Annotated in this window: 34 protein-coding genes and 1 pseudogene; all 35 read right to left on the bottom strand. The window is 49.2% G+C overall.

The window, feature by feature from the left end; translation table 11 throughout:
* Window positions 1–5: 5 nt before the first annotated feature.
* Window positions 6–1,895 (bottom strand): annotated as a pseudogene (gene mutY, locus ACESZP_RS02670) (A/G-specific adenine glycosylase).
* Window positions 1,896–2,105: 210 nt separating this feature from the next.
* Window positions 2,106–3,530, bottom strand: a complete 1,425-nt coding sequence (locus tag ACESZP_RS02665; RefSeq protein WP_178039235.1) for a hypothetical protein — start codon at window positions 3,528–3,530, stop codon at window positions 2,106–2,108.
* Window positions 3,531–3,539: 9 nt separating this feature from the next.
* Window positions 3,540–5,021, bottom strand: coding sequence for an MBOAT family O-acyltransferase (locus ACESZP_RS02660; protein WP_178039236.1), 1,482 nt, complete (start codon window positions 5,019–5,021; stop codon window positions 3,540–3,542).
* On the bottom strand, window positions 5,011–6,204 hold the full coding sequence (locus tag ACESZP_RS02655; protein WP_178039237.1) for a pyridoxal phosphate-dependent aminotransferase: 1,194 nt from the start codon (window positions 6,202–6,204) through the stop codon (window positions 5,011–5,013). The genes ACESZP_RS02660 and ACESZP_RS02655 overlap by 11 nt, the downstream gene beginning before the upstream one ends.
* 263 nt (window positions 6,205–6,467) lie before the next feature.
* Complete coding sequence (locus ACESZP_RS02650; protein WP_178039238.1) at window positions 6,468–7,004, bottom strand: L17 family ribosomal protein; 537 nt, start codon at window positions 7,002–7,004, stop codon at window positions 6,468–6,470.
* Between the two features lie 99 nt (window positions 7,005–7,103).
* The gene (locus ACESZP_RS02645) at window positions 7,104–8,063 is read right to left on the bottom strand and encodes a DNA-directed RNA polymerase subunit alpha (RefSeq protein ID WP_178039239.1); all 960 of its coding nucleotides are present in this window, start codon (window positions 8,061–8,063) and stop codon (window positions 7,104–7,106) included.
* Between the two features lie 58 nt (window positions 8,064–8,121).
* The gene (rpsD, locus tag ACESZP_RS02640; protein ID WP_349163825.1) at window positions 8,122–8,715 is read right to left on the bottom strand and encodes a 30S ribosomal protein S4; all 594 of its coding nucleotides are present in this window, start codon (window positions 8,713–8,715) and stop codon (window positions 8,122–8,124) included.
* 19 nt (window positions 8,716–8,734) lie between these two features.
* The gene (rpsK, locus tag ACESZP_RS02635) at window positions 8,735–9,127 is read right to left on the bottom strand and encodes a 30S ribosomal protein S11 (protein WP_087308020.1); all 393 of its coding nucleotides are present in this window, start codon (window positions 9,125–9,127) and stop codon (window positions 8,735–8,737) included.
* A gap of 154 nt (window positions 9,128–9,281) precedes the next feature.
* Window positions 9,282–9,650, bottom strand: a complete 369-nt coding sequence (rpsM, locus tag ACESZP_RS02630; protein ID WP_158363568.1) for a 30S ribosomal protein S13 — start codon at window positions 9,648–9,650, stop codon at window positions 9,282–9,284.
* Window positions 9,651–9,924: 274 nt separating this feature from the next.
* Window positions 9,925–10,038, bottom strand: coding sequence for a 50S ribosomal protein L36 (gene rpmJ / locus ACESZP_RS02625; protein WP_003497809.1), 114 nt, complete (start codon window positions 10,036–10,038; stop codon window positions 9,925–9,927).
* Between the two features lie 241 nt (window positions 10,039–10,279).
* The gene (gene argH, locus ACESZP_RS02620) at window positions 10,280–11,665 is read right to left on the bottom strand and encodes an argininosuccinate lyase (protein ID WP_499707944.1); all 1,386 of its coding nucleotides are present in this window, start codon (window positions 11,663–11,665) and stop codon (window positions 10,280–10,282) included.
* Window positions 11,666–11,830: 165 nt separating this feature from the next.
* Window positions 11,831–12,049: a translation initiation factor IF-1 gene (gene infA / locus ACESZP_RS02615; RefSeq protein WP_158363570.1), complete on the bottom strand. Its 219-nt coding sequence runs from the start codon at window positions 12,047–12,049 to the stop codon at window positions 11,831–11,833.
* Window positions 12,027–12,305: a KOW domain-containing RNA-binding protein gene (locus ACESZP_RS02610; RefSeq protein WP_178039241.1), complete on the bottom strand. Its 279-nt coding sequence runs from the start codon at window positions 12,303–12,305 to the stop codon at window positions 12,027–12,029. The genes infA and ACESZP_RS02610 overlap by 23 nt, the downstream gene beginning before the upstream one ends.
* A 22-nt stretch (window positions 12,306–12,327) precedes the next feature.
* Complete coding sequence (map, locus tag ACESZP_RS02605) at window positions 12,328–13,083, bottom strand: type I methionyl aminopeptidase (RefSeq protein WP_178039242.1); 756 nt, start codon at window positions 13,081–13,083, stop codon at window positions 12,328–12,330.
* A gap of 2 nt (window positions 13,084–13,085) precedes the next feature.
* The gene (locus ACESZP_RS02600) at window positions 13,086–13,730 is read right to left on the bottom strand and encodes an adenylate kinase (RefSeq protein ID WP_178039243.1); all 645 of its coding nucleotides are present in this window, start codon (window positions 13,728–13,730) and stop codon (window positions 13,086–13,088) included.
* Between the two features lie 148 nt (window positions 13,731–13,878).
* On the bottom strand, window positions 13,879–15,195 hold the full coding sequence (gene secY / locus ACESZP_RS02595) for a preprotein translocase subunit SecY (RefSeq protein WP_499707943.1): 1,317 nt from the start codon (window positions 15,193–15,195) through the stop codon (window positions 13,879–13,881).
* Window positions 15,195–15,635, bottom strand: a complete 441-nt coding sequence (rplO, locus tag ACESZP_RS02590; RefSeq protein ID WP_178039245.1) for a 50S ribosomal protein L15 — start codon at window positions 15,633–15,635, stop codon at window positions 15,195–15,197. Before rplO ends, secY begins: the two co-directional genes overlap by 1 nt.
* A gap of 28 nt (window positions 15,636–15,663) precedes the next feature.
* Window positions 15,664–15,846 (bottom strand): 50S ribosomal protein L30, encoded by a 183-nt coding sequence (rpmD, locus tag ACESZP_RS02585; protein WP_158363576.1) that lies wholly within the window; start codon window positions 15,844–15,846, stop codon window positions 15,664–15,666.
* 13 nt (window positions 15,847–15,859) lie between these two features.
* A complete protein-coding gene (gene rpsE / locus ACESZP_RS02580; protein WP_158363577.1) occupies window positions 15,860–16,369 on the bottom strand; it encodes a 30S ribosomal protein S5 in 510 nt (169 codons plus the stop codon).
* Between the two features lie 20 nt (window positions 16,370–16,389).
* Complete coding sequence (gene rplR / locus ACESZP_RS02575; RefSeq protein ID WP_158363578.1) at window positions 16,390–16,758, bottom strand: 50S ribosomal protein L18; 369 nt, start codon at window positions 16,756–16,758, stop codon at window positions 16,390–16,392.
* A 17-nt stretch (window positions 16,759–16,775) separates the two neighbouring features.
* A complete protein-coding gene (rplF, locus tag ACESZP_RS02570) occupies window positions 16,776–17,315 on the bottom strand; it encodes a 50S ribosomal protein L6 (protein WP_178039246.1) in 540 nt (179 codons plus the stop codon).
* Window positions 17,316–17,535: 220 nt separating this feature from the next.
* Window positions 17,536–17,943, bottom strand: a complete 408-nt coding sequence (gene rpsH, locus ACESZP_RS02565; RefSeq protein WP_158363580.1) for a 30S ribosomal protein S8 — start codon at window positions 17,941–17,943, stop codon at window positions 17,536–17,538.
* A 179-nt stretch (window positions 17,944–18,122) separates the two neighbouring features.
* Window positions 18,123–18,308 carry a type Z 30S ribosomal protein S14 gene (locus ACESZP_RS02560; RefSeq protein ID WP_158363581.1) on the bottom strand — a complete coding sequence of 62 codons (186 nt, stop codon included), beginning with the start codon at window positions 18,306–18,308 and terminating at the stop codon, window positions 18,123–18,125.
* 17 nt (window positions 18,309–18,325) lie between these two features.
* Complete coding sequence (gene rplE, locus ACESZP_RS02555; RefSeq protein WP_158363582.1) at window positions 18,326–18,865, bottom strand: 50S ribosomal protein L5; 540 nt, start codon at window positions 18,863–18,865, stop codon at window positions 18,326–18,328.
* Window positions 18,866–18,888: 23 nt separating this feature from the next.
* Entirely contained in the window at window positions 18,889–19,200 is a 312-nt protein-coding gene (rplX, locus tag ACESZP_RS02550; RefSeq protein ID WP_158363583.1) for a 50S ribosomal protein L24, read from the bottom strand.
* 11 nt (window positions 19,201–19,211) lie between these two features.
* Window positions 19,212–19,580 (bottom strand): 50S ribosomal protein L14, encoded by a 369-nt coding sequence (rplN, locus tag ACESZP_RS02545; protein ID WP_158363584.1) that lies wholly within the window; start codon window positions 19,578–19,580, stop codon window positions 19,212–19,214.
* 18 nt (window positions 19,581–19,598) lie between these two features.
* Window positions 19,599–19,853, bottom strand: coding sequence for a 30S ribosomal protein S17 (gene rpsQ, locus ACESZP_RS02540; RefSeq protein WP_158363585.1), 255 nt, complete (start codon window positions 19,851–19,853; stop codon window positions 19,599–19,601).
* A gap of 21 nt (window positions 19,854–19,874) precedes the next feature.
* Window positions 19,875–20,078, bottom strand: coding sequence for a 50S ribosomal protein L29 (gene rpmC, locus ACESZP_RS02535; protein ID WP_158363586.1), 204 nt, complete (start codon window positions 20,076–20,078; stop codon window positions 19,875–19,877).
* The gene (rplP, locus tag ACESZP_RS02530; RefSeq protein ID WP_158363587.1) at window positions 20,068–20,505 is read right to left on the bottom strand and encodes a 50S ribosomal protein L16; all 438 of its coding nucleotides are present in this window, start codon (window positions 20,503–20,505) and stop codon (window positions 20,068–20,070) included. The genes rpmC and rplP overlap by 11 nt, the downstream gene beginning before the upstream one ends.
* Window positions 20,505–21,161 (bottom strand): 30S ribosomal protein S3, encoded by a 657-nt coding sequence (rpsC, locus tag ACESZP_RS02525; protein ID WP_499707942.1) that lies wholly within the window; start codon window positions 21,159–21,161, stop codon window positions 20,505–20,507. The genes rplP and rpsC overlap by 1 nt, the downstream gene beginning before the upstream one ends.
* 10 nt (window positions 21,162–21,171) lie before the next feature.
* Window positions 21,172–21,558, bottom strand: coding sequence for a 50S ribosomal protein L22 (gene rplV / locus ACESZP_RS02520; RefSeq protein WP_178039247.1), 387 nt, complete (start codon window positions 21,556–21,558; stop codon window positions 21,172–21,174).
* 37 nt (window positions 21,559–21,595) lie between these two features.
* Entirely contained in the window at window positions 21,596–21,874 is a 279-nt protein-coding gene (rpsS, locus tag ACESZP_RS02515; protein ID WP_158363590.1) for a 30S ribosomal protein S19, read from the bottom strand.
* A gap of 12 nt (window positions 21,875–21,886) precedes the next feature.
* Window positions 21,887–22,729 carry a 50S ribosomal protein L2 gene (rplB, locus tag ACESZP_RS02510; protein WP_178039249.1) on the bottom strand — a complete coding sequence of 281 codons (843 nt, stop codon included), beginning with the start codon at window positions 22,727–22,729 and terminating at the stop codon, window positions 21,887–21,889.
* Window positions 22,730–22,908: 179 nt separating this feature from the next.
* Window positions 22,909–23,208 carry a 50S ribosomal protein L23 gene (rplW, locus tag ACESZP_RS02505; RefSeq protein WP_349163835.1) on the bottom strand — a complete coding sequence of 100 codons (300 nt, stop codon included), beginning with the start codon at window positions 23,206–23,208 and terminating at the stop codon, window positions 22,909–22,911.
* Window positions 23,208–23,828 carry a 50S ribosomal protein L4 gene (rplD, locus tag ACESZP_RS02500; RefSeq protein ID WP_158363593.1) on the bottom strand — a complete coding sequence of 207 codons (621 nt, stop codon included), beginning with the start codon at window positions 23,826–23,828 and terminating at the stop codon, window positions 23,208–23,210. The genes rplW and rplD overlap by 1 nt, the downstream gene beginning before the upstream one ends.
* Window positions 23,829–23,839 lie beyond the last annotated feature (11 nt).

The following is a 23,839-nucleotide window of genomic DNA, read 5'->3' as shown; positions in this document are numbered from 1 at the left end:
AACCTCTAGTATCTATGCTTAAAATATTCCGTATAGGCCGCAAAAGCCGCCGGAATCGAATATTTCTCTTCCATCTGCTGCTTTTCCACGAAGAACAGCTTTCCCGGGGAATCGTGGCTGTCCGAAGCGTCATTTTCCTGCTGCTCCGGCTCCTCTACCTTCACCACATATCCGGCCATATGCCATTCAATGTGGCTGAAAATATGCTTTGCCGCCGGAAGCGCCTGGATTCGGATGGCGGACAGACCTTCCGCTTTCACATAATCCAGCACCTGCTCCGAGTTCAGATAGCCTTCCAGGTTCGGCAACTCGTAGAGCCCTGCCAGAAGCCCTTTCGCTGGCCGTTTGCGGAGGGCAGCCTGATTGTCCGACACCAGTACCAAAACCGTCTTATCTTCGATTCTGCGGCTTTTGGGCGGAGTTTTCTTCGGGAGTTCCGTCTCCACGCCATTTTTATGTGCCTCGCATAATGCCGCCAGCGGACATTCTCCGCATTTGGGCGCGCCGTTAGGGACACAGACGATAGCTCCCAGCTCGATCAATGACTGGCTGAAATCACCGGCCCGGTCTGCCGGGATTACTGCCTTCACTTCCTGCTCAAAGCGCCGTTTTACCGACTGCTTCAGGATATCGTCATAGTTCTTTTCAATGCGGGACAGAACCCGGAGCACATTGCCGTCCACAGCCGGGTAGGGCAGGCCGAAGGCAATGGACGCGATGGCGCCCGCCGTGTAGCTTCCGATGCCCGGCAGTGCCAGAATCGCATCAAAATCCGCAGGCATCTGACCGTCGTATTCTGCCACCAGCTTCCGGGCGGCTTTCTGCATATTTCGGACACGGTTATAATATCCTAACCCTTCCCACAGCTTCAGGATGACATCCTCGGGAGCCTCCGCCAGATCGCGGATGGTGGGAAGCGCCGTCATAAAGCGCTCAAAATAGGGCTTTACCGCCTCCACTCTCGTCTGCTGCAGCATGATTTCCGATACCCAGACCCGATAGGGAGCCGGGTGCTCCCGCCAAGGTAGGACGCGGGCGTGGGTGTCATACCAGGACAGGAGCGGCTGCACGATAGCGGCCAACTGGCTGTCGCCCACTGCTGTAACATCCGATTTTTTCTGCTGTTCCTCTTTTTTTGTATTGCAGTCTACATTCAAATCTTTCTTCAAAAATAAACCTCTATTTTCTACTAAAAATAACTTTAAATTTTTTACTTAAAGACAAACCTCTATTTTCTTGTCTATCTTCAGCTCATCCGGCTTCACCAGGCAGTCATAAGCCAGCACCTTCACGCCGGCCTTCGCTGCTCTCCGCAGCGCCTCTCCAAAGGCCGGATGAGTCCGGTCGTTGGGCTCCAGCCGCGTGACGCCCTTCATCTGTATCACGAAGCAGACATACGCATCATATCCGTCCTCGACACAGCGCATCAGCTCCTCCATATGCTTCACGCCCCGCTCGGTGGGCGCGTCCGGAAAACGGGCCACGCCATCCTCCTCCAGGGTCACGCCCTTGACCTCCATAAAGGCCTTACGGCCCGCATATTCCAGATAAAAGTCAAATCGGGAATTCTCATACTTGCACTCGGGCTTCACAAAGATGTCTGTCATGCCCAGTCCGCCTGCCTTCAGCCATTCCGCCACCACCTTGTTGGGAGCCTGGGAATCCATATTCACCCACTGCTTACCTTTTTTCACGGAAACCAGGTCGAGCGCCGTCTTCCGGGCCGGGTTATCGAAGCGCTGCACATACAGCTCCGCGCCGGGAATCAGCAGCTCCTTACAGCGGCCCGTGTTTTTCACATGGCAGATCTCCTGCTGGCCGTTCTGCTCCACGTAAGCCACAAACCGATTGGACCGGGAGACGAAGCGGGCAGGCTCCATATGTTCGTATTTCATTTCTTACCTCTGCTGTTGCTGTTCCCGCTCTTCCTTCCAAATTTTCTGTCGAAAAAAGTAACTCAGAACAGCAACTGTTTTTATTCTAGCGATATATTTTTAATATGTCATAGAATCTTTCTTAATATTTTGTAAATTACCCTGTTTTTTTATCATCTATCTCGCCTGCTGCATCCTTAAAAATATATATTTTGCGAGACTGTTTTTGCATTAATGCACACAGGTATATCCGTTCTCAGCGTCAAAACCCACCGCCGTCACCAGACTCTCGGTGAAATGGTCATACACCAGCACATTGATACCATTAAGCGTTTTTAACTCACTCTCACCACTATACACGACAGACTGATTTCCCCCGCTGCCCTTCACTTCCAGATCGGAAGCCGCAAACTCCAGCACACAGGAACCATCCGCTCCGCCAGGCAACACGGTTCCGCCGTCCACGCCACCGATAAAGACACCACCCTGTTCCAGCACCTCCTCCGGCACGCCAAGCTCCGAGAGCACCTCGCCGATGGGCTGCTCTCCATTGTCATAAGCGCCGGTCAGACCAATCACATAGGTATAGGTTCCCTCATTTTCCGAAAGTAGCTGCAGGAAATCATACCAGCCTTCCTCCTCTGTCAGCATCTGGTTTGCGTCCTTCTGCTTCCAGTCGGCCGCATTTTCCTCCCAACTGGCATAAGTCTCATCGCCCCGATGATCGGCCAGATCATAGTTTGACGCCAGCCACCCAGCCAGATAACGGCTCAGCTTCCCGGTTCCCCGATAATTCAGATGGGAAGCCTCCGCCATATCCGTCTCCGGGTTAAGCCCCAGTTCATCGTACATCCGGTTGAAATCCAGGAACGGAATACCCTCCTCCTCCGCGATTTCCCCGCATCGGTTAAAAATCATCTGCTCGCTCTCGATGATGCCCTGATAAGGGGAAATCATAAACACCAGCGGAATGTCCTCTTCTTTTGCCAATGCAATGATTTTCCGCAGATATTCCTCGGACTTGGGAGCCAGGTCGCTGCTTTCGGTGATCTCACTCATATCTGCCATGGAGTCATAGGCTTTCGTCACATACAGCGGATAATAGCCCTTGGAGGCCTTGCCGTGGGGATCACCCCGATACGCCGCGAAATCCGCCCGGGAAAGCTCCGTATACCGGGAATGATACACCGGATAACCCAACAGATAGGGAATCAGATTGTCCGGCGTGCTGACCCGAATAGCTTCGATCTTATCTTTCGAAAATTTCATGCCGAAGGTGTTGGTTACCGTCCGGGCCTCCTCGATGTAGTCCCGGCCCTCGATGGCCCGCACCAGCTCCACCACCATGACCTTAGGTGTCTGATACTTCAGGCTCTCCTTCATGTAATAATAGGTGTTCCAGAGGGGCTGCAGGCTCCCCGCCAGATCGTAGGAGGAGATCCCCTCCTGATCCCAAAGCACCGCCGGGTTGATATCGGAATAGGTATGGCTGCTTCCGTAGAACATCACGTCGATGGTCCCCGGCTCCTGCTCGTAAAAGAGCTCCATGGGAACGATGCCGTCCTCCTGCTTGAGACGGAACGCATCGTTCAGCTTCCACAGAAGCCCCGCCGCCAGCGCCAGAAATACAACCGTACCGATTAGTTTCTTTTTCATGTAATTCTCCTAAAACTGGAAATAGATAAACTGCTGGGCGTCATATCCCGGCCCGTAGATGCCAAAGATGGCCACCGCCGCAATCAGCGCCAGCAGCACGCCCCACCGGAACCAGAGATTCTGCTTTGCCAAATAAACATCCAACTGCTGCTTTTTGAAGTATCGAACCAAATCCACCAGCAGTAAAATCAGAAGACCAACGAACAATACATTCATTTCTACCCGATCCAGGCCCAGATTATAAAGTTCTCCATTAAACAGACACCAGGGATCCGGCTTGGTCACCATCCGACGGATATAGCCGAAAGCATCCCTGAGGCTGCCCGCCCGGAAAAAGATCCAGGCAAAGGCCGTCAGGCAGAAGGTTACCAGCACCTGCCCCAGCTTGTAGCTGAGACAATCCGTCTTTGTATGCAGCTTTTCATTGATACGGTCCTTCATACCCCGCAGTTCATATCCAATGACCTGATAAAGCCCATGCAGTCCGCCCCAGACCACGAAGCTCCAGCTGGCGCCGTGCCACAGACCGCTGGCCAGGAAGGTCACCATCAGATTGAAATATCTGCGCCATTTCCCACAGCGGCTGCCGCCCAGGGGAATATAGAGATAATCCCGGAACCAGCTGCTTAAGGAGATGTGCCATCTGCGCCAGAACTCCCGCATGGACCGCGAGAAATAGGGCGTCTGGAAGTTCTCGATGATCCCAAAATCCAGCACCTTCGCCACGCCGAAGGCCATCATGGAATAGCTGGCGAAATCGCAGTAAATCTGAATCGTATAGGCAATGGCTCCCACGGTCAGGCCGAAGGTGCCATACATGTGATAGTTGTCAAAGACCTGATTGGCCAGAATGGCAATCCGGTCCGCGATGACCATTTTCTGGAACAGGCCAAATAAGAGCAGCGTCAGGCCGCCCGCCACCCGCCCATAATTCCACAGGGCTTTCTCCGGAAGCTCTCGAATCTGGCGGAGCAGATTGCCGGAGCGCTCGATGGGGCCAGACAAAATCACCGGGAAGAAGGACACGAACAGGGCGTAATTCAGAATGTTCCGTTCTGCCCTTGTGTCGCCCCGATAGACGTCCACCATATAGCCCAGGGACTGGAAGGTATAAAAGGAGATTCCCACCGGCAGGCCGATGCTGAAAGGCTTGTTTACAGGAGCAATCCCCGCAAGCCCAAGCAATGCATTTACATTACCCAGCAGGAAATCAAAATACTTCAAAAGGCCCAACACGCCCAGGCTGCACAGAAAGGTCAGCCCCATATAAAATTTCTTCTTTTTCGCTTCCGCCCGCTCCACCAATAGGCCGCCAGCGTAGGTGACCAGCGTGGAGAACAGCAGAAAGACCACGTATTTCGGGCTGGCGCTCATATAAAATACGTAGCTTGCAAGAAGAAGCCAGAGACAGCGCATTTTCTTCGGAATTACGAAGTAAATAAGCGCCGCCACAGGGAAAAAGATTGCAAATTGCAGCGAATTAAACAGCATTCGTTCTATATTCCTCCATCAGCTTCTCAAAGGCCGGCATGGAATCCACAATGGTCTTCTCGGATACGCAGTAGGAAATCCGCACATAGCCCGGGCAGCCAAAATCGTCGCTGGGTACCAGAAGCAGGTCAAACTTCTTTGCACGCTCACAAAAAGCGTAGGCGTCCTCCTCCAACGCCTTCATGAACAGATAGAAGGCTCCCTGAGGTTTTACACAAGTGTAGCCGATTTGCTTGAGGCCGTCCACCAGAATGTCCCGATTCTTCTTATAGGCGGAAATATCTCCGGTATCGTCCACGCACTTTGCCACCACCTGCTGAAACAGGGACGGCGCGCACACAAAGCCCAGCACCCGGGCAGCGCCCGCGATGGCCGGAGCCACATGCTCATGGTCGGCAATGCGATCCGGAATGACAATATACCCGATACGCTCGCCCGGCAGGGACAGAGATTTGCTGTAGGAATAGCAAACCAACGTGTTGTCATAATACTTTGTCAGGTAAGGCACCTTAATATCATCGTACACGATCTCCCGGTAAGGTTCATCAGTAATCAGATAAATGGGCGCACCATACTCCTCGGATTTCTTTTTCAGTATTGTGCAAAGATTCTTGATTGTTTCCTCGGAATAGACAACTCCTGAGGGATTATTCGGGGTATTTACAATAACCACCTTGGTCTTCGGTGTGATAGCCTGCCCGAAGGCTGCTGCGTCGATCTGGAAATCCGGCAACTTCGCCGGGATTACGTTCAGGGTAGCACCCACGCCCTCGACCCAGACACGATACTCCGGGAAGAACGGCGCAAAGGTAATGACTTCTTCTCCTGCGTTTAGCAGGGCTTTCAGACAGATATTCAGGGAAGCTGCAGCTCCGCAGGTCATAAAGATATTTTCCATTCGGAAGCTCTCGCCGAAACGACGATTCAAAGAATCTGCAATGGCCGTACGCACCTTCGGATCACCCGGTGCCGGAGAATATGCGTGAACTTTTTCCGGCGGCAGCTCCATCAGCTCCAAAATCGCCTTTTTCACGGATTCCGGCGCCGGGATGCTGGGATTGCCCAGGCTGAAATCATAGACTTTATCCTCGCCTATCTCAGCCTTTCTCTTCAGTCCGTAGGAAAAAATCTCTCTTATAACAGAACTTTTGCTGCCAAGCTCGTAGCATTCCTGTGATATCATAATTTGTCCTCCTCTGTGGATCCTTTTTATCCAGACTGCATGATGAAAAGTGCGCCTTATGCGCAGGCGCATTACATACTTGATATTATTTTACTATCCATGGAAAGAAAGTGCAAGAAAAATGCATATTTCACCCATATTCTGCGCCGGATGGTTCACCCAGAATTTTCCAGTTCGTATCATAAAAATGCCCCCGCGTCGGATTTCTCCAGCCCGGGGGCATTCTAAGTTCAATCAAAGAATCTCGAACAATTCGTTAAGGCTTATACCAGCTCCAGAACTACTTCCATAGCTGCATCGCCCTTACGCTGGCCGATCTTTACGATTCTGGTGTAACCACCATTGCGGCTTGCGTACTTCGGTGCGATCTCGTCGAACAGCTTCGCTGTCAGGTCAACCTTCTTGGTGTTCTTCTTCTTTCCTGCAGCTGCGGTCGGAACCTCAGTTACAGTGTAGAGAACCTTCAGCATCTGACGTCTGGCATGCAGTCTGGACGGCTGATCCTTTTTGATGGTCTTCTCTACTTCGTCGTATACGGTAACCTTCTTGCCGTCTACAACTTCCTTTACGCGCTTTCCGTCAGCGTCCTTACGCGGAACCTTAGCGGTTACAGTAACAGTATCGAAGTTGTCCTTCTCTCTTACTGCCAGTGCGATCAGTCCCTCAGCAATCTTGCGAACTTCCTTCGCCTTAGCCTCGGTTGTTACAATCTTGCCGTTCTCCAGAAGAGCGGTTACCTGATTTCTCAGGAGAGCCTTTCTCTGGCTGGATGTTCTGCTCAGTTTTCTATACTTTGCCATTTTGATTTTCCTCCATCTGTGGAGCCGCATCCCCATGCGTCTTCGGTCTTACTGGGGAGGGCTTTCTTCCATAGTGTTTACGTATCACCCAAGCGAAGATTACTCTTCGCTTGGGTTCAGCTGGAGACCCAGCTCCTTCAGTTTTGCAAGTACCTCCTCCAGGGACTTACGACCCAGGTTACGAACCTTCATCATATCCTCCGGAGTTCTGTTGCAAAGTTCTTCTACTGTATTGATTCCTGCTCTCTTCAAGCAGTTGAAGGAACGAACGGAAAGCTCCAGCTCGTCAATGCTCATTTCAAGCACTTTTTCCTTCTCATTGTCCTCTTTCTCTACCATAACCTCTGCGGTCTTGGCATTCTCGGACAGGTCGATGAACAGGCTCAGATGCTCGCTCAGTACCTTTGCAGCAAGGCTGACAGCCTCATCCGGAACCAGGGTTCCGTTGGTATATACGTCAAGTGTCAGCTTATCGTAGTCAGTTACCTGACCTACACGGGTATCCTGCACTGTCATATTTACACGCTCAACGGGTGTATAGATAGAATCGATCGCGATCACTCCGATGGGGAGATCCGGATTCTTATTCTTATCTGCACTCACATAGCCTCTGCCCTTCGTAATCGTCAGCTCCATGTACAGCTTGCTGTCTGCGCCGCCGTTCAGATGAGCGATGACAAGCTCCGGGTTCAGAATCTCGATATCGGGATCTGCCTGAATATCAGCTGCTGTGACTACGCCCTCTCCATCGAACTCGATGTAGGCGACTTTCGCTTCGTTGCTGTCGCTTGTATTCCGAATGGCCAGATTCTTGATGTTCATGATGATCTCAGTTACATCTTCCTTAACTCCCGGAATAGAACTGAACTCATGCAGAACGCCTTCGATCTTCACCTGGCTGACTGCTGCACCCGGTAACGAAGAAAGCATGATTCTTCTCAGTGAATTGCCCAGTGTCGTACCATAGCCTCTCTCAAGCGGCTCAACCACAAATTTTCCATACTTCTTATCATTTGAAATCTCTGCAATCTCAATTTTCGGTTTATTAAACTCGAACACTAAAAGGCTCCTCCTTCACATTTTGTTTGGGTGTTATGCTGTCGATATATATTCAGAATTACTTAGAATACAGCTCGACGATAAGCATCTCATCAACCGGAACGTCGATGACTTCTCTGCTCGGAAGCTCTTTTACAGTTCCCTTCAGAGCCTCGAGGTCAGCCTCAAGCCACTCCGGAACCAGTCTTCCTGCAGTTGCCTCTACGATATCCTTGTATCTCTGAGAGCCCTTGCACTTCTCTTTGATTTCGATCACATCGCCAGCCTTTACAAGGTAGGACGGGATGTTCACCTGCTTGCCGTTTACCAGAATGTGCTTGTGGTCAACGATCTGACGAGCCTCTCTTCTGGTTCTCGCAAGGCCAAGACGGAAAACAACGTTGTCCAGTCTGCTCTCCAGGATAACCATCAGGTTCTCACCGGTCTGGCCCTTCATTCTGTCCGCTCTCTTGTAGTAGTTGCGGAACGGCTTCTCAAGTACGCCGTAGATGAATTTCGCTTTCTGCTTCTCACGAAGCTGAAGTCCGTACTCGGACATCTTTCTGTTTGCTCTCTTTAACTCTCTTGTGGACTTCTTATCAATTCCTAATACTGTCGGCTCCAGACCAAGGGAACGACATCTTTTTAAAACCGGAACACGATTGACTGCCATAACTTACGTACCTCCTAAATTAGACTCTTCTACGCTTGGGCGGACGGCATCCGTTGTGCGGAACGGGTGTTACGTCACGAATACTGGTTACCTCCAGACCACATGCCTGAAGTGCACGGATTGCTGCCTCACGGCCTGAACCCGGTCCCTTAACCATAACGTCTACAGTCTTGAGTCCATGTACTAAAGCTGCCTTGGTTGCAGTCTCAGCTGCCATCTGTGCAGCATACGGAGTAGATTTCCTTGAACCTCTAAATCCCAGACCACCGGCACTTGCCCATGACAGAGCGTTTCCTTCGGTATCTGTCAGGGTAACGATTGTGTTGTTAAAAGATGACTGAATATGTGCCTGTCCGCGTTCAACGTTTTTCTTTACGCGCTTTTTTGTCACTTTCTTTGTAACTTTCGCCATTTTAAACTAACCTACTTTCTTAATTATTAAGGTAACACCACGGTCACTAAATTCATTCTCTCGCTTTGCTCGGAATTCATTAAGTGTCCGGGTGGGCTTTCGCACTAACCTCATGCTGCGCGCCTTGCGCTTGCATTCGCTAAGTGCTCAATGCCTACTTTTTCTTGTTTGCTACTGTTCTCTTCGGACCCTTGCGAGTTCTTGCATTGGTCTTTGTCTTCTGACCACGAACCGGCAGTCCCTTACGATGACGGATACCTCTGTAGCATCCAATCTCCTGCAGACGCTTGATGTTCATCGCGATCTCACGTCTTAAATCTCCCTCTACCATGTAGTCAGCATCGATTACTTCGCTGATTCTCTTGACTTCATCGTCAGTCAGGTCTCTTACACGGGTATCCGGATTTACCTTTGCTGCTTCCAGAATCTTGGTTGCGCTTACGCGGCCGATGCCGTATACGTAAGTCAGACCAATCTCTACACGCTTTTCTCTTGGTAAGTCTACACCAGAAATACGAGCCATTTGATTATTCCTCCATTTAATAAAAAATTGGGTTCGGGCGTTTTTTAATAGGTGCCCGCTGACACTTTCCTAAATGGGATACGAAAGTTCGCATCCAGCCGGATATTTTATCCGACCTTTCAGATACTCTGCGGTACGCATTTCTCCGTTTTAAGCAATATCATTGTGAATAATCTCCTGCTCACAAATATATATGAAAGCATTGTGTCCACCGAAGTGTTCAATGCCAGCCGCTCATACCTATTGTACTACAAGATTATCACAATCTGCGGAATTAACCCTGGCGCTGCTTGTGCTTCGGATTCTCGCAAATTACTCTGATACTACCTTTTCTCTTGATGATTTTGCACTTCTCGCAAATGGGTTTTACAGATGATCTTACTTTCATCGTAAAAATCCTCCTTTCACATCTTTCGTTCTTCTTCACTCTTCCACAACTGGGTTTTGAAGTGGAAAAATGCCGAAAAACAAGGCGTTTCTTGTTCCCGATCTCACGAATCTTCCAAAAACGCGCACTTAAAAACAGGCGCAGAATCCCCGTGGAGATCATACGTCTAGTATGATAACACACGGGGATTCAGAATGCAAGTACTTTTTTTATTTATACCGCTAATTTTTTCGCTATCTTTTTAGCGCTCCAGGCTGTTCAGCCACTGACGGCCCACCTCGATCTGGCGGCGTACCTCGGACGGAGCGGTTCCGCCGAAGGATACCCGGGCGTCTACGCAGTTCTTGATGCTGATGTCGCCCAGCAGCTCTTTGGTCACGCGTTTGTCGATGGCCTGCAGATCCTCGTCGGTCAGATCTTCGAAATCGCAGCCCTTGTTCTCGCAGGTCTTTACCATATGGCCCACGATGGAGTGCGCCTCCCGGAACGGAATGCCCTGCTTTGCGAAATGCTCCGCGATGTCGGTGGCGTTCAGGAAGCCCTTGCCCAGCTGCTTCTCGATCTGATCCATCCGGAACTCAGTCTTGTCCAGCATCTTCGCGAAAATGTCGATGGTGGCCTTCCAGGTGTCGATGGCGTCGAAGACGCTCTCCTTGTCCTCCTGGAAGTCCTTATTGTACGCCAGAGCTGTTCCCTTCATAACGGTTAGAAGCTGCATCAGGTCACCGTATACACGGCCTACCTTACCACGAATCAGCTCCGCCATATCCGGGTTCTTCTTCTGGGGCATAATGCTGCTTCCGGTGCAGAAGCTGTCGTCGATGGCGATATAGGAAAACTCAGAAGAGTTCCACCATGCGAACTCCTCTGCCCAGCGGGACAGATGCATCATGGAGATAGAAGCGTCGCTTAAAAACTCCAGGCTGTAGTCACGGTCGCTGACGGTATCCATGGCATTCTCCGTGGGTGCTTTAAAATGAAGCAGCTCACTGGTCAGATGACGGTCAATCGGCATGGTAGTTCCGGCCAGGGCGCAGGCGCCCAGCGGGTTGTAATTCAGACGCTCTACGGTATCCATCAGACGCTCAATATCTCTCTTGAACATCTGGAAATAAGCCATAAATACAAAGCCAATGGTAATGGGCTGCGCATGCTGCAAATGGGTAAAGCCCACGGTAATCTGATCCGCGTACTTCTCCGCCTTCTCCAGAATGACACTCTCCAGATAACACAGGCTGTTCAAAATCTCATAAATCTCTTTTCTCAGATACAGACGGATGTCCACCTGACACTGATCGTTCCGGCTTCTGGAAGTATGCAGCTTCTTACCCACGTCCCCGATGCGCTCGATGAGACGGCTCTCGATTCCCATATGGATATCCTCATCATCCACATTGAATACAATCTTTCCGTCCGCGATATCCTGACGAATCGCCTTCAGACCTGCGATAATCTGCTCCTTCTCCTCCTCAGACACGATGCCCTGCTTACCCAGCATGGTCACATGGGCAATACTGCCGTCGATGTCCTCGTTGTACATTCTCTGATCAAAAAAAATAGATGCATTGTATTTCTTTACAATATCATCCATATCTTTCTCAAATCTTCCGCCCCACAGACTTGCCATTTGTAATTACTCCTTTGATCCACTGTATTTGTATTGAAATTCCTGTTTAATCAGTTTATTATACTGTGACAGCTCTCTATTCGTCAAGTTTTTCACCATAAAAACAGGCCCTCTGCCCGTCTCTGAACCTTCATTCACGGGCAAAAGGCCTGTTCTCATAAAAGCTTATTTATCTCTCCAGATAATCCGTCCCTTGGACAGATCATACGGGGACATCTCAATCGTTACCTTGTCACCCGGCAGAATCCGGATGAAGTTCATGCGGAGCTTTCCGCTGATGTGGGCGAGAACCTGGTGTCCGTTCTCCAGCTCTACCTGAAACATTGCGTTCGGCAGCTTCTCCACTACTGTTCCTTCGATTTCAATTACATCCGCTTTTGACATGTTCTTCCTCCTTTTCGTGAAGCACAATGGCCCGTTTTACGTCAACATCGGTTATTTTCGTCAGGTCCCGGCCTTCGGGTGTCCTGTACATAGGCTGGATATGCTTGATCTTCTTCTTTTTCGGGTTCGCCATAGGGCGAAGCTTCCCATCTGTCAGATATACATATTCGCCTTCTGTTCTTAATATGATATATAATTTACCTTTATCATGTCCGGCCTTTGATCTGGCGAACATTCCTGTCTCCACTCTCTCCATAGATTTCTCCATCGGTCACTTTTTACAGTGTCAGAGTCAGAATTTCCGGCTCACCATCGGTAATCAAAATGGTGTTCTCGTAATGAGCGGAAAGGGAACCGTCATCGGTCACTACGGTCCAGTCGTCGTCCAGCCATGCGACCTCCCAGGTACCCGCATTGATCATGGGCTCGATAGCCAGGGTCATACCCGGCACCAGCTTAATGCCTCTGCGGTGCTGACGGAAGTTCGGAATCTGCGGATCCTCATGCAGATGGGTTCCGATTCCATGGCCTACCAGATCACGGACAACGCCGTAGCCGAACTGGTCAACGTAATCGTTAATCGCTGCGGAAATCTGATGCAGATGATTTCCGGCCTTCGCCATCTTGATGCCCTCGAAGAAGCTCTGCTTGGTAACGTCCATCAGCTTCTGGGCTTCGGGACTTACCTTGCCTACCGCATGGGTGCGGGCCGCGTCGGAGTGATAGCCCTTGTAAATCAGACCTGCGTCCAGGCTGACGATATCGCCCTCCTGAAGGATATGCTCCGCATGGGGAATTCCATGTACGACCTCGTCATTCACAGATACACAGATAGAAGCCGGATATCCGTTATAGTTCAGGAAGTTTGGAATACATCCTCTCTCCCGGATGAGCTTCTCGCCCAAACGATCAATATCCAGGGTAGAAATGCCCGGCTTTACAAAAGCCGCAAGCTCGTTGTGAACCTCTTCCAGCAGCTTGCCTGCTGTGCGCATCAATTCGATTTCTCTGGCAGATTTAATTGTAACCGACATAATTACGCTCCTAAAATCTTGACAATGGCGTTAAACACGTCTTCCATACTCTGAGTTCCGTCCACCTCTGCAAGCTTGCCCTGCTTGGTGTAATACTCGATCAGCGGCTGGGTCTGATTGTGATATACATTCAGACGGTTCTTTACGGTCTCCGGCTTGTCGTCATCACGCAGAACCAGCTTCTCGCCGCAGCGATCGCAGATGCCCTCAACCTTGGTCGGAGCATATACAATATGATAAGTGGAGCCGCATGCCAGGCAGGCTCTCCGGCCGCCCATACGGTTGATGATATTCTCATCCGGTACTTCCACGTTGATTGCGTAGTCAATGGTCTCACCCTTCTTTGCCAGTGCTTCGGTCAGTGCCTCAGCCTGCGGAATGGTACGGGGGAAACCGTCCAGCACATAGCCGTTCTTGCAGTCCGGATTCTGGAACCGATCCATGATAAGCTCCAGTGTCAGCTCATCCGGTACCAGCTGTCCCTGATCCATGTAGGACTTTGCTTTCTTGCCAAGCTCTGTGCCTTCCTTTATATTTGCTCTGAAAATATCGCCCGTGGAAATGTGCGGGATCTGATATTTGTCAGCTATTTTCTTCGCCTGTGTGCCTTTTCCGGCGCCCGGTGCTCCTAACATGATGATTTTCATAATGTTACTCCTCTTCTCGAAATGCGCTGTTCGCATTTCCTCTGCAAAATTGCCATAAAACTTCCGAAAGCCTGTACGGAAACGGGGTCCCGCACAGGCCGGAAGTGTGTTACTGTTCACTTCGTTCACAGTAACAGAAGTTTACCTCTTAGTCGTTCAAGAAGCCCTTGTAGTAACGTACTGCCATCTGAGATTCGATCTGCTTGATGGTCTCCAGAACAACACCTACTACGATGATGATGGATGTTCCTCCGAAAGAAACACTTGCTCCGAATACTCCATTGAAGAAGATCGGTACGACACATACAATAATCAGGCCGATTGCACCGACAAAAATAATGTAATTCAGAATTTTTGTCAGATAGTCTGAAGTAGGCCGGCCCGGACGGATGCCGGGGATGAAGCCACCCTGCTTCTTCATGTTATCCGCAATCTCCAACGGGTTGAAGGTAATGGATGTATAGAAGTAAGCAAAGAAGACTACCAATACGATGTAAAGCAGCAATCCCAGCGAATAGATGGGCTGCTGAGGATTACACCAGCTGCTGGAACTTAAGCCGGTGATAATCTTGCCACCGATTCCGGTTCCTGCACTCTTACCCAGAAGAGCAAGAATGATACCCGGGAATGACATCAGGGATGAAGCGAAGATGACCGGAATAACTCCTGCGGTGTTGACCTTCATCGGAATGTTGGTGCTCTGTCCGCCAATCACCTTTCTGCCCTGAAGCTTTTTGCTGTACTGAACGGGGATTCTGCGCTCTCCGTCTTGAAGAATGATAACGAATACGACTGTTACAATGATGACAGCGATGATAATCAAAGCTGCCAGAACTGCCATAGCCACGCTCTTGCCACTCATAAACTTTGTATACAGCGTTACAAAGTCATCCGGCATACGGGATACGATGTTGATCAGGAGGACGATAGAGATACCGTTTCCTACACCGTTCTGGTTGATACGCTCACCGACCCACATTAAGAATGCGGAACCGGCTGTCAGCGCAACCACTACAACAGCCATGTTGTACCAGGTCGCGTTCTCCAGAAGACCCTGATTACCAAAACCTACGGTCATGGCAATACCCTCGATGAGAGCCAGCGCTACAGTTACGTAACGGGTGATATTCTGAAGCTTCTTCCGTCCGTCCTCGCCATCCTTCTGCATTTCCTCAAGCTTGGGAATTGCGATGGTAAGGAGCTGGATGATAATGGAAGATGTAATGTACGGGTTGATTCCTAACGCAAAAATGGACATGCTGGCCAGAGAGCCGCCGGTGAAAGCATCCAGAAGATTGAATGCATCACCGGTCTGAGCTGCAAGCCAGTTCGCAAAAAAGGTGCGATTCACGCCCGGAACCGGCAGCTGAGAACCAAGTCTGACAACCACAAGCATCAGAAAGGTATAAATCAGCTTCTGTCGGATATCCTTGATCTTAAATGCGTTCTGTAATGTTTTGAACATTAGATCACCTCTGCTTTTCCACCAAGAGCCTCAATTTTTGCTTTTGCTCCCTCGGAGAAAGCATTTGCCTGTACTGTGAGCTTCTTTGTAAGCTCGCCATTTCCAAGGATCTTAACGCCATCCTTCGGATTCTTAACGATTCCCTGCTCCAGCAGAGTCTCTACAGATACAACTGCGTCGTTCTCGAATACTTCCAGAGCGCTTACATTAATTCCAACGATAACCTTGGAATTTCTGTTTGTGAAGCCTCTCTTCGGAAGTCTTCTGTATAACGGCATCTGACCGCCCTCAAAGCCCGGTCTCGGTGCTCCAGAACGAGCCTTCTGACCCTTATGACCCTTACCAGCTGTCTTACCATTTCCTGAACCGTGTCCACGACCTCTACGGAAGTTTCCGCTCTGCTTGGAACCTTCTGCGTACTGCAAATTTGATAAGTCCATTGTGACACCTCCTATTCCGTTATTATAATTAAATCTCTTCTACCTTTACCAGATGTCTTACATGCCAGATCATTCCTCTGACTGCCTCGTTATCCGGCATCTCAACTGTCTTGTTTACCTTACGAAGGCCAAGTGCCTCTACAGTTGCGCGCTGCTTCGGGATGGCTCCGATCGGGGATTTTACCAATGTAATCTTTAACTTATCTGCCATTGTCCGTATCCTCCTAGTTCGTGATCTCTTCTACGGATTTTCCACGGTTCTTAGCAACTTCTTCCGGAGTCTTCAGTGCCTTCAGACCCTCGATGGTAGCCAGAACAACGTTCTGCTTGTTGTTGGAACCAAGAGACTTGGTACGGATATTCTTGATACCTGCAAGCTCCAGCACGTTACGGGCCGGGCCTCCAGCGATAACACCAGTACCTTCCGGTGCTCTCTTCAGCAGTACGGATGCGCTGCCGAACTTTCCGATATAATCATGTGTAATACTGTTGTTCTCGTCAATTGCAACGGTTACCAGCTTCTTCATGGCATCCTCTTTGCCCTTGCGGATTGCTTCCGGAATCTCAGTCGCTTTTCCAAGACCGGCGCCAACATGTCCGTTGCCGTCACCGACAACTACCAGAGCGGTGAAACGCATGGTACGACCACCCTTGACAGTTTTGCTTACACGCTTAATTGACACTACCTTGTCAGTTAATTCAAGCTGACTCGGGTCGATAATCTCATGTCTCATCTGTCTTTTTCCTTCCTTTCCTAGAATTCCAATCCAGCCTCACGGGCTGCGTCTGCCAGTGCCTGAATCTTGCCCTGATAGATAAAGCCGCCTCTGTCAAAGACAACGGTCTTGATACCCTTTTCCAGAGCCTTCTCTGCGATTACTTTTCCAAGGTATGCTGCTGCATCAACGTTGTTGGTTTTCTCAAGCTCAGCCTTTACACTCTTTTCCATAGTGGATGCTGCTACCAGAGTATTTCCGACTGTATCGTCAATAATTTGAGCATACATATGATTATTGCTTCTAAACACAGCCAAACGCGGTCTCTCAGCAGTTCCGCTGATATGATTACGTAATTTTCTATGCTTATTTACGCGAACTTCGCTTCTTGATTTCTTACTAACCATTTTTATACTCTCCTTACTTATTTTTTACCAGTCTTACCGACTTTACGTCTGATAACTTCATCAGCATACTTGATTCCCTTGCCCTTGTACGGCTCAGGTCTTCTCTTGTCGCGGATCTCTGCTGCGTACTGGCCAACCTTTTCCTTATCGATACCCTTAACGATAATCTTGTTGCCGTCTACTGCAGACTCAAGTCCTTCCGGATCGATCATCTCTACCGGATGAGAATATCCAAGAGACAGGGTCAGCTTATTGCCGGACTTCTGTGCCTTGTAACCTACACCGTTTACTTCAAGAGTCTTCTGATATCCCTCGCTTACGCCAACTACCATGTTGTGAATCAGAGTTCTTGTCAGACCATGTAAGGATTTCATCTTCTTCAGGTCATTCGGTCTTGTAACGACTACCTGACCATCTTCAAGCTTAATTTCCATCTCTGCGGGCAGTACTCTTACCAGTTCGCCCTTCGGACCTTTAACGGTCACCTTGTTGCCTTCCTCGATGGTTACTGTTACGCCAGCGGGAACGGCTACCGGATGTCTACCAATTCGTGACATGCCTTTTTCCTCCTAAAACTTAGATTTTCGGAGAAGCTGCTTTGGCTTCTCTGTTTTCAGTTGCGACCACCCGAATTTACTCAGTGGCCATATATACACTTCCACGAAAGCTTTATGCTGCCGTCGCCTTTCGGCTCGGCACCATGAAGTTTCGGGAAGGGCTTTCACACTAACCTCAACCTTCGTCCTACGGACTTCAGTTTCGCTAAGTGTTCAATGCCTACCAAACAAATGCAAGTACTTCTCCGCCTACGCCCTGTGCGCGAGCTTCCTTGTCTGTGATTACGCCCTTGTTTGTGGAGATGATAGCAACTCCCAGGCCGCCCAGTACCTTCGGCAGCTCCTCTTTGTTAGCGTATACACGCAGACCCGGCTTGGAGATTCTCTTCAGACCGGAGATGATCTTCTCGTTCTTATCCTTACCATACTTCAGGGTAATGCGGATGGTCTTGAAGTTTCCGTCTTCTACGAGATCGTATTTTGCAATGTATCCCTCGTCTACCAGAATGTTCGCGATAGCGATCTTCATCTTGGAAGCGGGTACATCAACGGTATCATGTTTAGCGGTGTTTGCATTACGAATTCTTGTAAGCATATCCGCGATGGGATCATTCGTTGTTAATGCCATGACTTGTTTTATACCTCCTATTTTGGTTCTTACAAGCGGTAAATCGGTAAATCAATCGGTACACCATGGTCACTAAGCTCAGCCTTCGCCCTGCGGGCTTGGCTTCACTAAGTGTCCAGGTGGATTTTCACACTAAATTCAAGCTTCGCCTTCGGCTCGCTTTCATTAAGTGTTCAATATCACCAGCTTGCTTTCTTAACGCCAGGGATCTGGCCCTTGTATGCTAACTCACGGAAGCAGATTCTGCAGATTCCGTATTTTCTCAGATATGCATGCGGACGGCCGCAGATTCTGCAGCGATTGTACTCTCTAACTGCGAATTTCTGTTTCCGCTGCTGCTTAACCTTCATTGCTGTCTTAGCCATGAAATTTTCCTCCTATCCTATTTTGTGAACGGCATATTGAATAATGTCAGTAACTCGCGGGCTTCTTCGTCAGTCTTTGCAGTTGTAACGAAGATAACGTCCATACCTCTTACCTTGTCTACCTTATCGTATTCAATTTCGGGGAAAATTAACTGCTCTTTGATACCCAGCGCATAGTTTCCGCGTCCGTCAAATGCGTTCGGGTTTACACCACGGAAGTCACGCACACGGGGAAGTGCCAGGTTGATCAGACGGTCAGCAAACTCGTACATTTTCTCGCCGCGAAGTGTAACCTTGCAGCCGATTGCCATACCCTCTCTGATCTTGAAGTTCGCAACAGAGTTCTTTGCTCTGGTCAGAACTGCTTTCTGTCCGGTAATGGTCTCCATATCCTTTACAGCAGATTCCAGAACCTTCGCATTGTCCTTTGCCTCGCCAACGCCCATGTTGATGACGATCTTGTCGAGCTTCGGAACTTCCATAATGTTCTTGTATCCAAATTTCTTTGTCATTGCGTCTACGATTTCATTCGTATACTTTTCTTTCAGTCTACTCAACTTTCTGCGACCTCCTTCCTTGATTAATCAATTACTTCGCCAGTTGCTTTCGCATAGCGGACTTTCTTGTCTCCATCCATCTTGAAGCCAACTCTTGTAGCTTTGCCCTTCAGGCTGTACATTACGTTGGACAGGTCGATAGGAGCCTCCTGGTGAATAATTCCGCCATTCTGGTTTGCCATGGAAGGCTTGGTGTGCTTTGTAATCATATTAACGCCTTCTACGATTACAGTGTTGTTTTTATGATTGACGGCAATAACTTTGCCCTCTTTATCCTTGTCTGCGCCGGCAATAACCTTAACGGTATCACCTTTTTTAATCTTAACTGTAGACATTTGGCACCCTCCTATAATACTTCCGGAGCAAGTGAAACAATTTTCATAAACTGCTTTTCACGAAGCTCTCTTGCTACTGGTCCAAAAATACGGGTTCCTCTCGGATTCTTGTCATCCTTGATGATAACTGCCGCATTCTCGTCAAACTTGATGTAAGATCCGTCTTTACGACGAGCGCCCTTTACTGTACGAACGACTACGGCTTTTACAACGTCGCCCTTCTTTACAACTCCGCCGGGTGTTGCATCTTTGACGCTGGCAACGATGATGTCACCGATGTTTGCATATCTTCTGGTGGAACCGCCCATTACGCGGATGCAAAGAAGCTCTTTTGCACCGGTATTGTCTGCCACCTTGAGTCTGGTTTCCTGCTGTACCATTCCGGTAACCTCCTTACCTTATTTCGCTTTCTCCATGATTTCAACGAGTCTCCATCTCTTGTCCTTGGACAGCGGTCTCGTCTCCATAACCTTTACGGTATCACCTACGTGGCACTCATTGTTCTCGTCATGAGCCTTCAGCTTGTAAGTATCCTTCACAATCTTCTTGTACAGCGGATGCTTAACGTGCTCCTCAACAGCAACAACGATGGTCTTGTCCATTTTATCGCTTACGACCTTGCCGACACGTGTTTTTCTCAGATTTCTTTCCACGATAATTCTCCTTCCGCCTTATTACGCATTCGCCTTCTGCGCGATAACAGTCTGAATTCTGGCGATGTTCTTGCGAACTTCCTTAATTCTGCTAGTGTTATCAAGCTGATTGGTTGCGTTCTGGAATCTTAAGTTGAACAGTTCCTTTTTCGCAGCTACTAATTCCTCATTTAATTCCGCAGCAGATTTTGCCTTTAATTCTTCAACATACTTATTACTCTTCACTGTTATCACCGCCTTCTAAGTCTGCTTTAGAAACGATCTTACACTTGCAGGGCAGCTTGTGCATTGCAAGACGAAGTGCTTCTCTAGCTGTTTCCTCCGGTACGCCTGCAACTTCGAACATTACACGGCCCGGCTTAACGACTGCTACCCAGTACTCCAGTGTACCCTTTCCGGAACCCATACGAGTCTCGGCAGGCTTTGCTGTAACCGGCTTATCCGGGAAAATTTTGATCCAGACTTTACCGCCACGCTTCATGTAACGGGTCATGGCAATACGGGCTGCCTCAATCTGGTTTGATTTAATCCAACACGGCTCTGTAGCGACGATACCGAACTCGCCCATGGTGATCTTGTTGCCTCTCAGGGCCTTACCAGCCATGGAACCGCGGAACTGTTTACGACGCTTTACTCTCTTCGGCATTAACATTATTTATCGCTCCCTTCCTTGTTTCCTTTCGTCGGAAGTACCTCGCCTTTGTAGATCCATACCTTTACGCCAATCTTGCCGTAGGTGGTATCTGCCTCAGCGAATCCGTAGTCAATATCTGCTCTCAGTGTCTGCAGCGGGATAGTTCCCTCGCTGTAAAACTCGGTACGAGCCATATCGGCTCCGCCAACACGGCCTGCAACAGCCGTCTTGATTCCCTTAGCGCCTGCCTTCATGGTTCTGCCCATGGTGGACTTCATAGCGCGGCGGAAGGACACACGGTTCTCCAGCTGAAGTGCGATGTTCTCAGCAACCAGCTGTGCGTCGCGGTCCGGTCTCTTAATCTCTTTGATATCTACGATAAGCTTCTTATCGGTGTACTGAGCAAGCTCAGCCTTTACCTTCTCAATCTCAGAACCGCCCTTACCGATAACAACGCCCGGCTTTGCGGTGTAGATGATAATCTTTACTCTGTCAGAAGCGCGCTCGATTTCGATCTTGGAAACACCTGCGCTGTAAAGCTTCTTCTTCAGGAATTTACGGATGTTGTAGTCCTCTACAAGATAATCAGCAAAGGAATCTTCTGCATACCATCTGGAATCCCAATCTTTAATAACGCCGACTCTGAGGCCGTGCGGATTAACTTTCTGTCCCATGCTTTACCTCCTATTTCTCATCAAGCACGATTGTGATGTGGCTCATTCTCTTCTCGATTCTGTATGCCCGGCCCTGTGCTCTCGGTCTGATTCTCTTCATTGTCGGTCCCTTGTTTGCGTAGCACTCTGCTACGTAAAGGTTATCACGGTTCATTCCGTTGTTGTTCTCAGCATTTGCGATTGCTGACTTTAATAATTTCTCTACCAGAGTGGAAGCGTAACGCGGATTGTACATTACAATACCAAGTGCTGTCTCCACATCTTTGCCACGAATGGCATCTAATACGAAGCATGCCTTCTGAACAGATACGCGAGCGTAGGAAAGCTTTGCTGACGGTCTTGTATCCTTCTGGGCATTTCTTTCTCTCTTAATCTGACTTCTATGTCCCTTAGCCATTTGGATGAGTCTCCTTTCAAATGATTTGACGCTTTAATTAACGCTTAGACTTCTTCTCGTCTTTTCCGTGTCCACGGTAGGTTCTGGTCGGAACGAACTCTCCGAGCTTATGTCCTACCATATCCTCTGTGATATATACCGGAACGTGTCTTCTTCCGTCGTGAACTGCGATTGTATGACCAACCATCTGCGGGAAGATAGTGGAGCGGCGGGACCAGGTCTTAATAACGGACTTGTCGCCTGCTTCATTCATTGCGTCTACCTTTTTCAGTAAGCTCTCATCTGCAAATGGTCCTTTTTTTAATGAGCGAGCCATGTGTTTTCCTCCTTACTTGAATGTTCTGCCGTCTCTTCTTCTAACGATCAGCTTATTGGACTTCTTGTTCTTCTTTCTCGTCTTCAAACCAAGAGCGGGCTTGCCCCACGGTGTGCAGGGACCAGGACGACCAATACCGGTCTTTCCTTCTCCACCACCATGCGGATGGTCGTTCGGGTTCATTACGGAACCGCGGACTGTCGGACGGATACCCATGTGACGCTTGCGTCCAGCCTTACCGATGTTGATCAGGTTGTGCTCAGCATTTCCTACAACTCCGATAGTAGCTCTGCAATTTAAAGGAACCATTCTCATCTCTCCGGACGGCAGACGAAGTGTTGCGTACTTGCCTTCCTTAGCCATGAGCTGTGCGCTGTTTCCTGCGGAACGAACCATCTGTCCGCCCTTGCCCGGGTGCAGCTCAATGTTGTGTACCTGAGTACCTACAGGAATCTCGGAAAGGGGCAGGCAGTTTCCTACTCTTACCTCGGCTTCCGGTCCGTTCATGACCTTCATGCCATCCTTCAGGCCCTGGGGTGCAAGGATATATGCTTTCTCGCCGTCTGCGTAGCAGATCAGTGCGATGTTTGCTGTACGGTTCGGGTCATACTCTACACCGATTACAGTTGCGGGGATACCGTCTTTATTTCTCTTGAAATCGATGATTCTGTATTTTCTTCTGCTTCCGCCTCCGCGGTGTCTTACAGTGATTTTACCCTGGTTGTTACGACCTGCGTTCTTGCTCAGGGATACCAGCAGTGCCTTCTCCGGCTCCTTCTTGGTAATCTCAGAGAAATCAGAACCAGTCATGTGTCTTCTGGAAGGTGTATATGGATTATATGTCTTGATACCCATTACATTTCTCTCCTTTCGTTCTGTTCAAATTATTAGTTGTCAGGCGGTTGGAGCCGCCTATATGGTGCGCTTCTTGTCTGGGACGTTCGCTCCACTAAGCTCGGCAATGCCTCGCTAAGGTTCGCGAACGGGGTCCGACTAAGGCTCAACTATCGCCTTCAGCTCTGTTTCGCTAAGTCTTATAACCCCTCGAAAATCTCGATATCTGCGCTCTCAGCGGTCAGCTGTACGATAGCCTTCTTAGTCTTAGCGGTCTTACCTACTGCTGTTCCACGTCTCTTCTTCTTTCCGTCCAGATTCATGGTGTTGACGCTCTTTACCTTTGTGCCGGCAAACATCTTCTCAACAGCCTCTTTAATCTGAGTCTTGGTTGCATCTGTATGAACCAGGAAAGTATACTTCTTATCGCCCATAGCATCCATGCTCTTCTCGGTGATAACCGGCTTCTGGATGACATCATAGTACTTTACGTCTGCCATTATGCGTACACCTCCTCGATTGTTGCTACAGCTGCCTTGGTTACGATAACCGTGTTGTACTTCAGGATATCGAATACGTTGATGGTATTGGTCAAAGCAGTCTTAACTGTAGGAATATTTCTTGCGGATAATACTACGTTTGCATCGTTCTCGTTCAGAACTACCAGAGCCTTGGAAGCCTTCAGGTTGTTCATTACGTTTGCGAAATTCTTTGTCTTAACTTCGTCGAACTTCAGCTCGTCTACTACGATAAGCTTGTTCTCAAGAACTCTGGAGGTCAGAGCAGACTTAAGTGCCAGTCTCTTCTCCTTCTTGTTCAGACGAATGGTGTAATCTCTCGGTGTGGGTGCGAACACAACGCCGCCGCCAGTCCACTGGGGAGCTCTTGTTGAACCCTGTCTTGCATGACCGGTTCCCTTCTGTCTCCAGGGCTTTCTTCCGCCGCCGGATACTTCAGAACGGGTCTTTGCTTTCTGCGTTCCCTGACGCTTATTTGCAAGCTGTGCTACAACCGCCATGTGTACCAGGTGCTCGTTTACTTCCACACCGAATACAGCATCGTTTAAGTCGATTGTGCCAACTTCATTTCCTTCCATATTGTAAACAGATACTGTTGCCATCTGTAAGTCCT

The organism is Candidatus Dorea massiliensis AP6 (assembly GCF_964245105.1).
Lineage (GTDB): Bacteria > Bacillota > Clostridia > Lachnospirales > Lachnospiraceae > Laedolimicola > Laedolimicola intestinihominis.
The sequence above is the reverse complement of the archived record's forward strand: the minus strand, read 5'-3'. Positions and strand labels throughout refer to the sequence as shown.

Bases quoted from the DNA above. Each gene is read 5' to 3' on its own strand.
- ACESZP_RS02665 (WP_178039235.1), bottom strand. From the start codon at position 3,530: ATGAAAAAGAAACTAATCGGTACGGTTGTATTTCTGGCGCTGGCGGCG.
- ACESZP_RS02660 (WP_178039236.1), bottom strand. From the start codon at position 5,021: ATGCTGTTTAATTCGCTGCAATTTGCAATCTTTTTCCCTGTGGCGGCG.
- ACESZP_RS02655 (WP_178039237.1), bottom strand. From the start codon at position 6,204: ATGATATCACAGGAATGCTACGAGCTTGGCAGCAAAAGTTCTGTTATA.
- ACESZP_RS02650 (WP_178039238.1), bottom strand. From the start codon at position 7,004: ATGGCAAAGTATAGAAAACTGAGCAGAACATCCAGCCAGAGAAAGGCT.
- rpsD (WP_349163825.1), bottom strand. From the start codon at position 8,715: ATGGCAGTCAATCGTGTTCCGGTTTTAAAAAGATGTCGTTCCCTTGGT.
- rpsK (WP_087308020.1), bottom strand. From the start codon at position 9,127: ATGGCGAAAGTTACAAAGAAAGTGACAAAAAAGCGCGTAAAGAAAAAC.
- rpsM (WP_158363568.1), bottom strand. From the start codon at position 9,650: ATGGCTCGTATTTCTGGTGTAGACTTACCAAGAGAAAAGCGTGTAGAG.
- rpmJ (WP_003497809.1), bottom strand. From the start codon at position 10,038: ATGAAAGTAAGATCATCTGTAAAACCCATTTGCGAGAAGTGCAAAATC.
- argH (WP_499707944.1), bottom strand. From the start codon at position 11,665: ATGGCAAGTCTGTGGGGCGGAAGATTTGAGAAAGATATGGATGATATT.
- infA (WP_158363570.1), bottom strand. From the start codon at position 12,049: ATGTCAAAAGCGGATGTAATTGAAATCGAAGGAACAGTAGTGGAGAAG.
- ACESZP_RS02610 (WP_178039241.1), bottom strand. From the start codon at position 12,305: ATGGAGAGAGTGGAGACAGGAATGTTCGCCAGATCAAAGGCCGGACAT.
- map (WP_178039242.1), bottom strand. From the start codon at position 13,083: ATGTCGGTTACAATTAAATCTGCCAGAGAAATCGAATTGATGCGCACA.
- ACESZP_RS02600 (WP_178039243.1), bottom strand. From the start codon at position 13,730: ATGAAAATCATCATGTTAGGAGCACCGGGCGCCGGAAAAGGCACACAG.
- secY (WP_499707943.1), bottom strand. From the start codon at position 15,195: ATGTTCAAAACATTACAGAACGCATTTAAGATCAAGGATATCCGACAG.
- rplO (WP_178039245.1), bottom strand. From the start codon at position 15,635: ATGGACTTATCAAATTTGCAGTACGCAGAAGGTTCCAAGCAGAGCGGA.
- rpmD (WP_158363576.1), bottom strand. From the start codon at position 15,846: ATGGCAGATAAGTTAAAGATTACATTGGTAAAATCCCCGATCGGAGCC.
- rpsE (WP_158363577.1), bottom strand. From the start codon at position 16,369: ATGAGACATGAGATTATCGACCCGAGTCAGCTTGAATTAACTGACAAG.
- rplR (WP_158363578.1), bottom strand. From the start codon at position 16,758: ATGGTTAGTAAGAAATCAAGAAGCGAAGTTCGCGTAAATAAGCATAGA.
- rplF (WP_178039246.1), bottom strand. From the start codon at position 17,315: ATGTCACGAATTGGTAGACATCCGGTAGCCGTTCCCGCTGGCGTAACA.
- rpsH (WP_158363580.1), bottom strand. From the start codon at position 17,943: ATGGCATTAACAACGAATGATCCCATCGCGGATATGCTTACAAGAATT.
- ACESZP_RS02560 (WP_158363581.1), bottom strand. From the start codon at position 18,308: ATGGCTAAGACAGCAATGAAGGTTAAGCAGCAGCGGAAACAGAAATTC.
- rplX (WP_158363583.1), bottom strand. From the start codon at position 19,200: ATGTCTACAGTTAAGATTAAAAAAGGTGATACCGTTAAGGTTATTGCC.
- rplN (WP_158363584.1), bottom strand. From the start codon at position 19,580: ATGGTACAGCAGGAAACCAGACTCAAGGTGGCAGACAATACCGGTGCA.
- rplP (WP_158363587.1), bottom strand. From the start codon at position 20,505: ATGTTAATGCCGAAGAGAGTAAAGCGTCGTAAACAGTTCCGCGGTTCC.
- rpsC (WP_499707942.1), bottom strand. From the start codon at position 21,161: ATGGGACAGAAAGTTAATCCGCACGGCCTCAGAGTCGGCGTTATTAAA.
- rplV (WP_178039247.1), bottom strand. From the start codon at position 21,558: ATGGCTAAGGGACATAGAAGTCAGATTAAGAGAGAAAGAAATGCCCAG.
- rpsS (WP_158363590.1), bottom strand. From the start codon at position 21,874: ATGGCTCGCTCATTAAAAAAAGGACCATTTGCAGATGAGAGCTTACTG.
- rplB (WP_178039249.1), bottom strand. From the start codon at position 22,729: ATGGGTATCAAGACATATAATCCATATACACCTTCCAGAAGACACATG.
- rplW (WP_349163835.1), bottom strand. From the start codon at position 23,208: ATGGCAGACGTAAAGTACTATGATGTCATCCAGAAGCCGGTTATCACC.
- rplD (WP_158363593.1), bottom strand. From the start codon at position 23,828: ATGGCAACAGTATCTGTTTACAATATGGAAGGAAATGAAGTTGGCACA.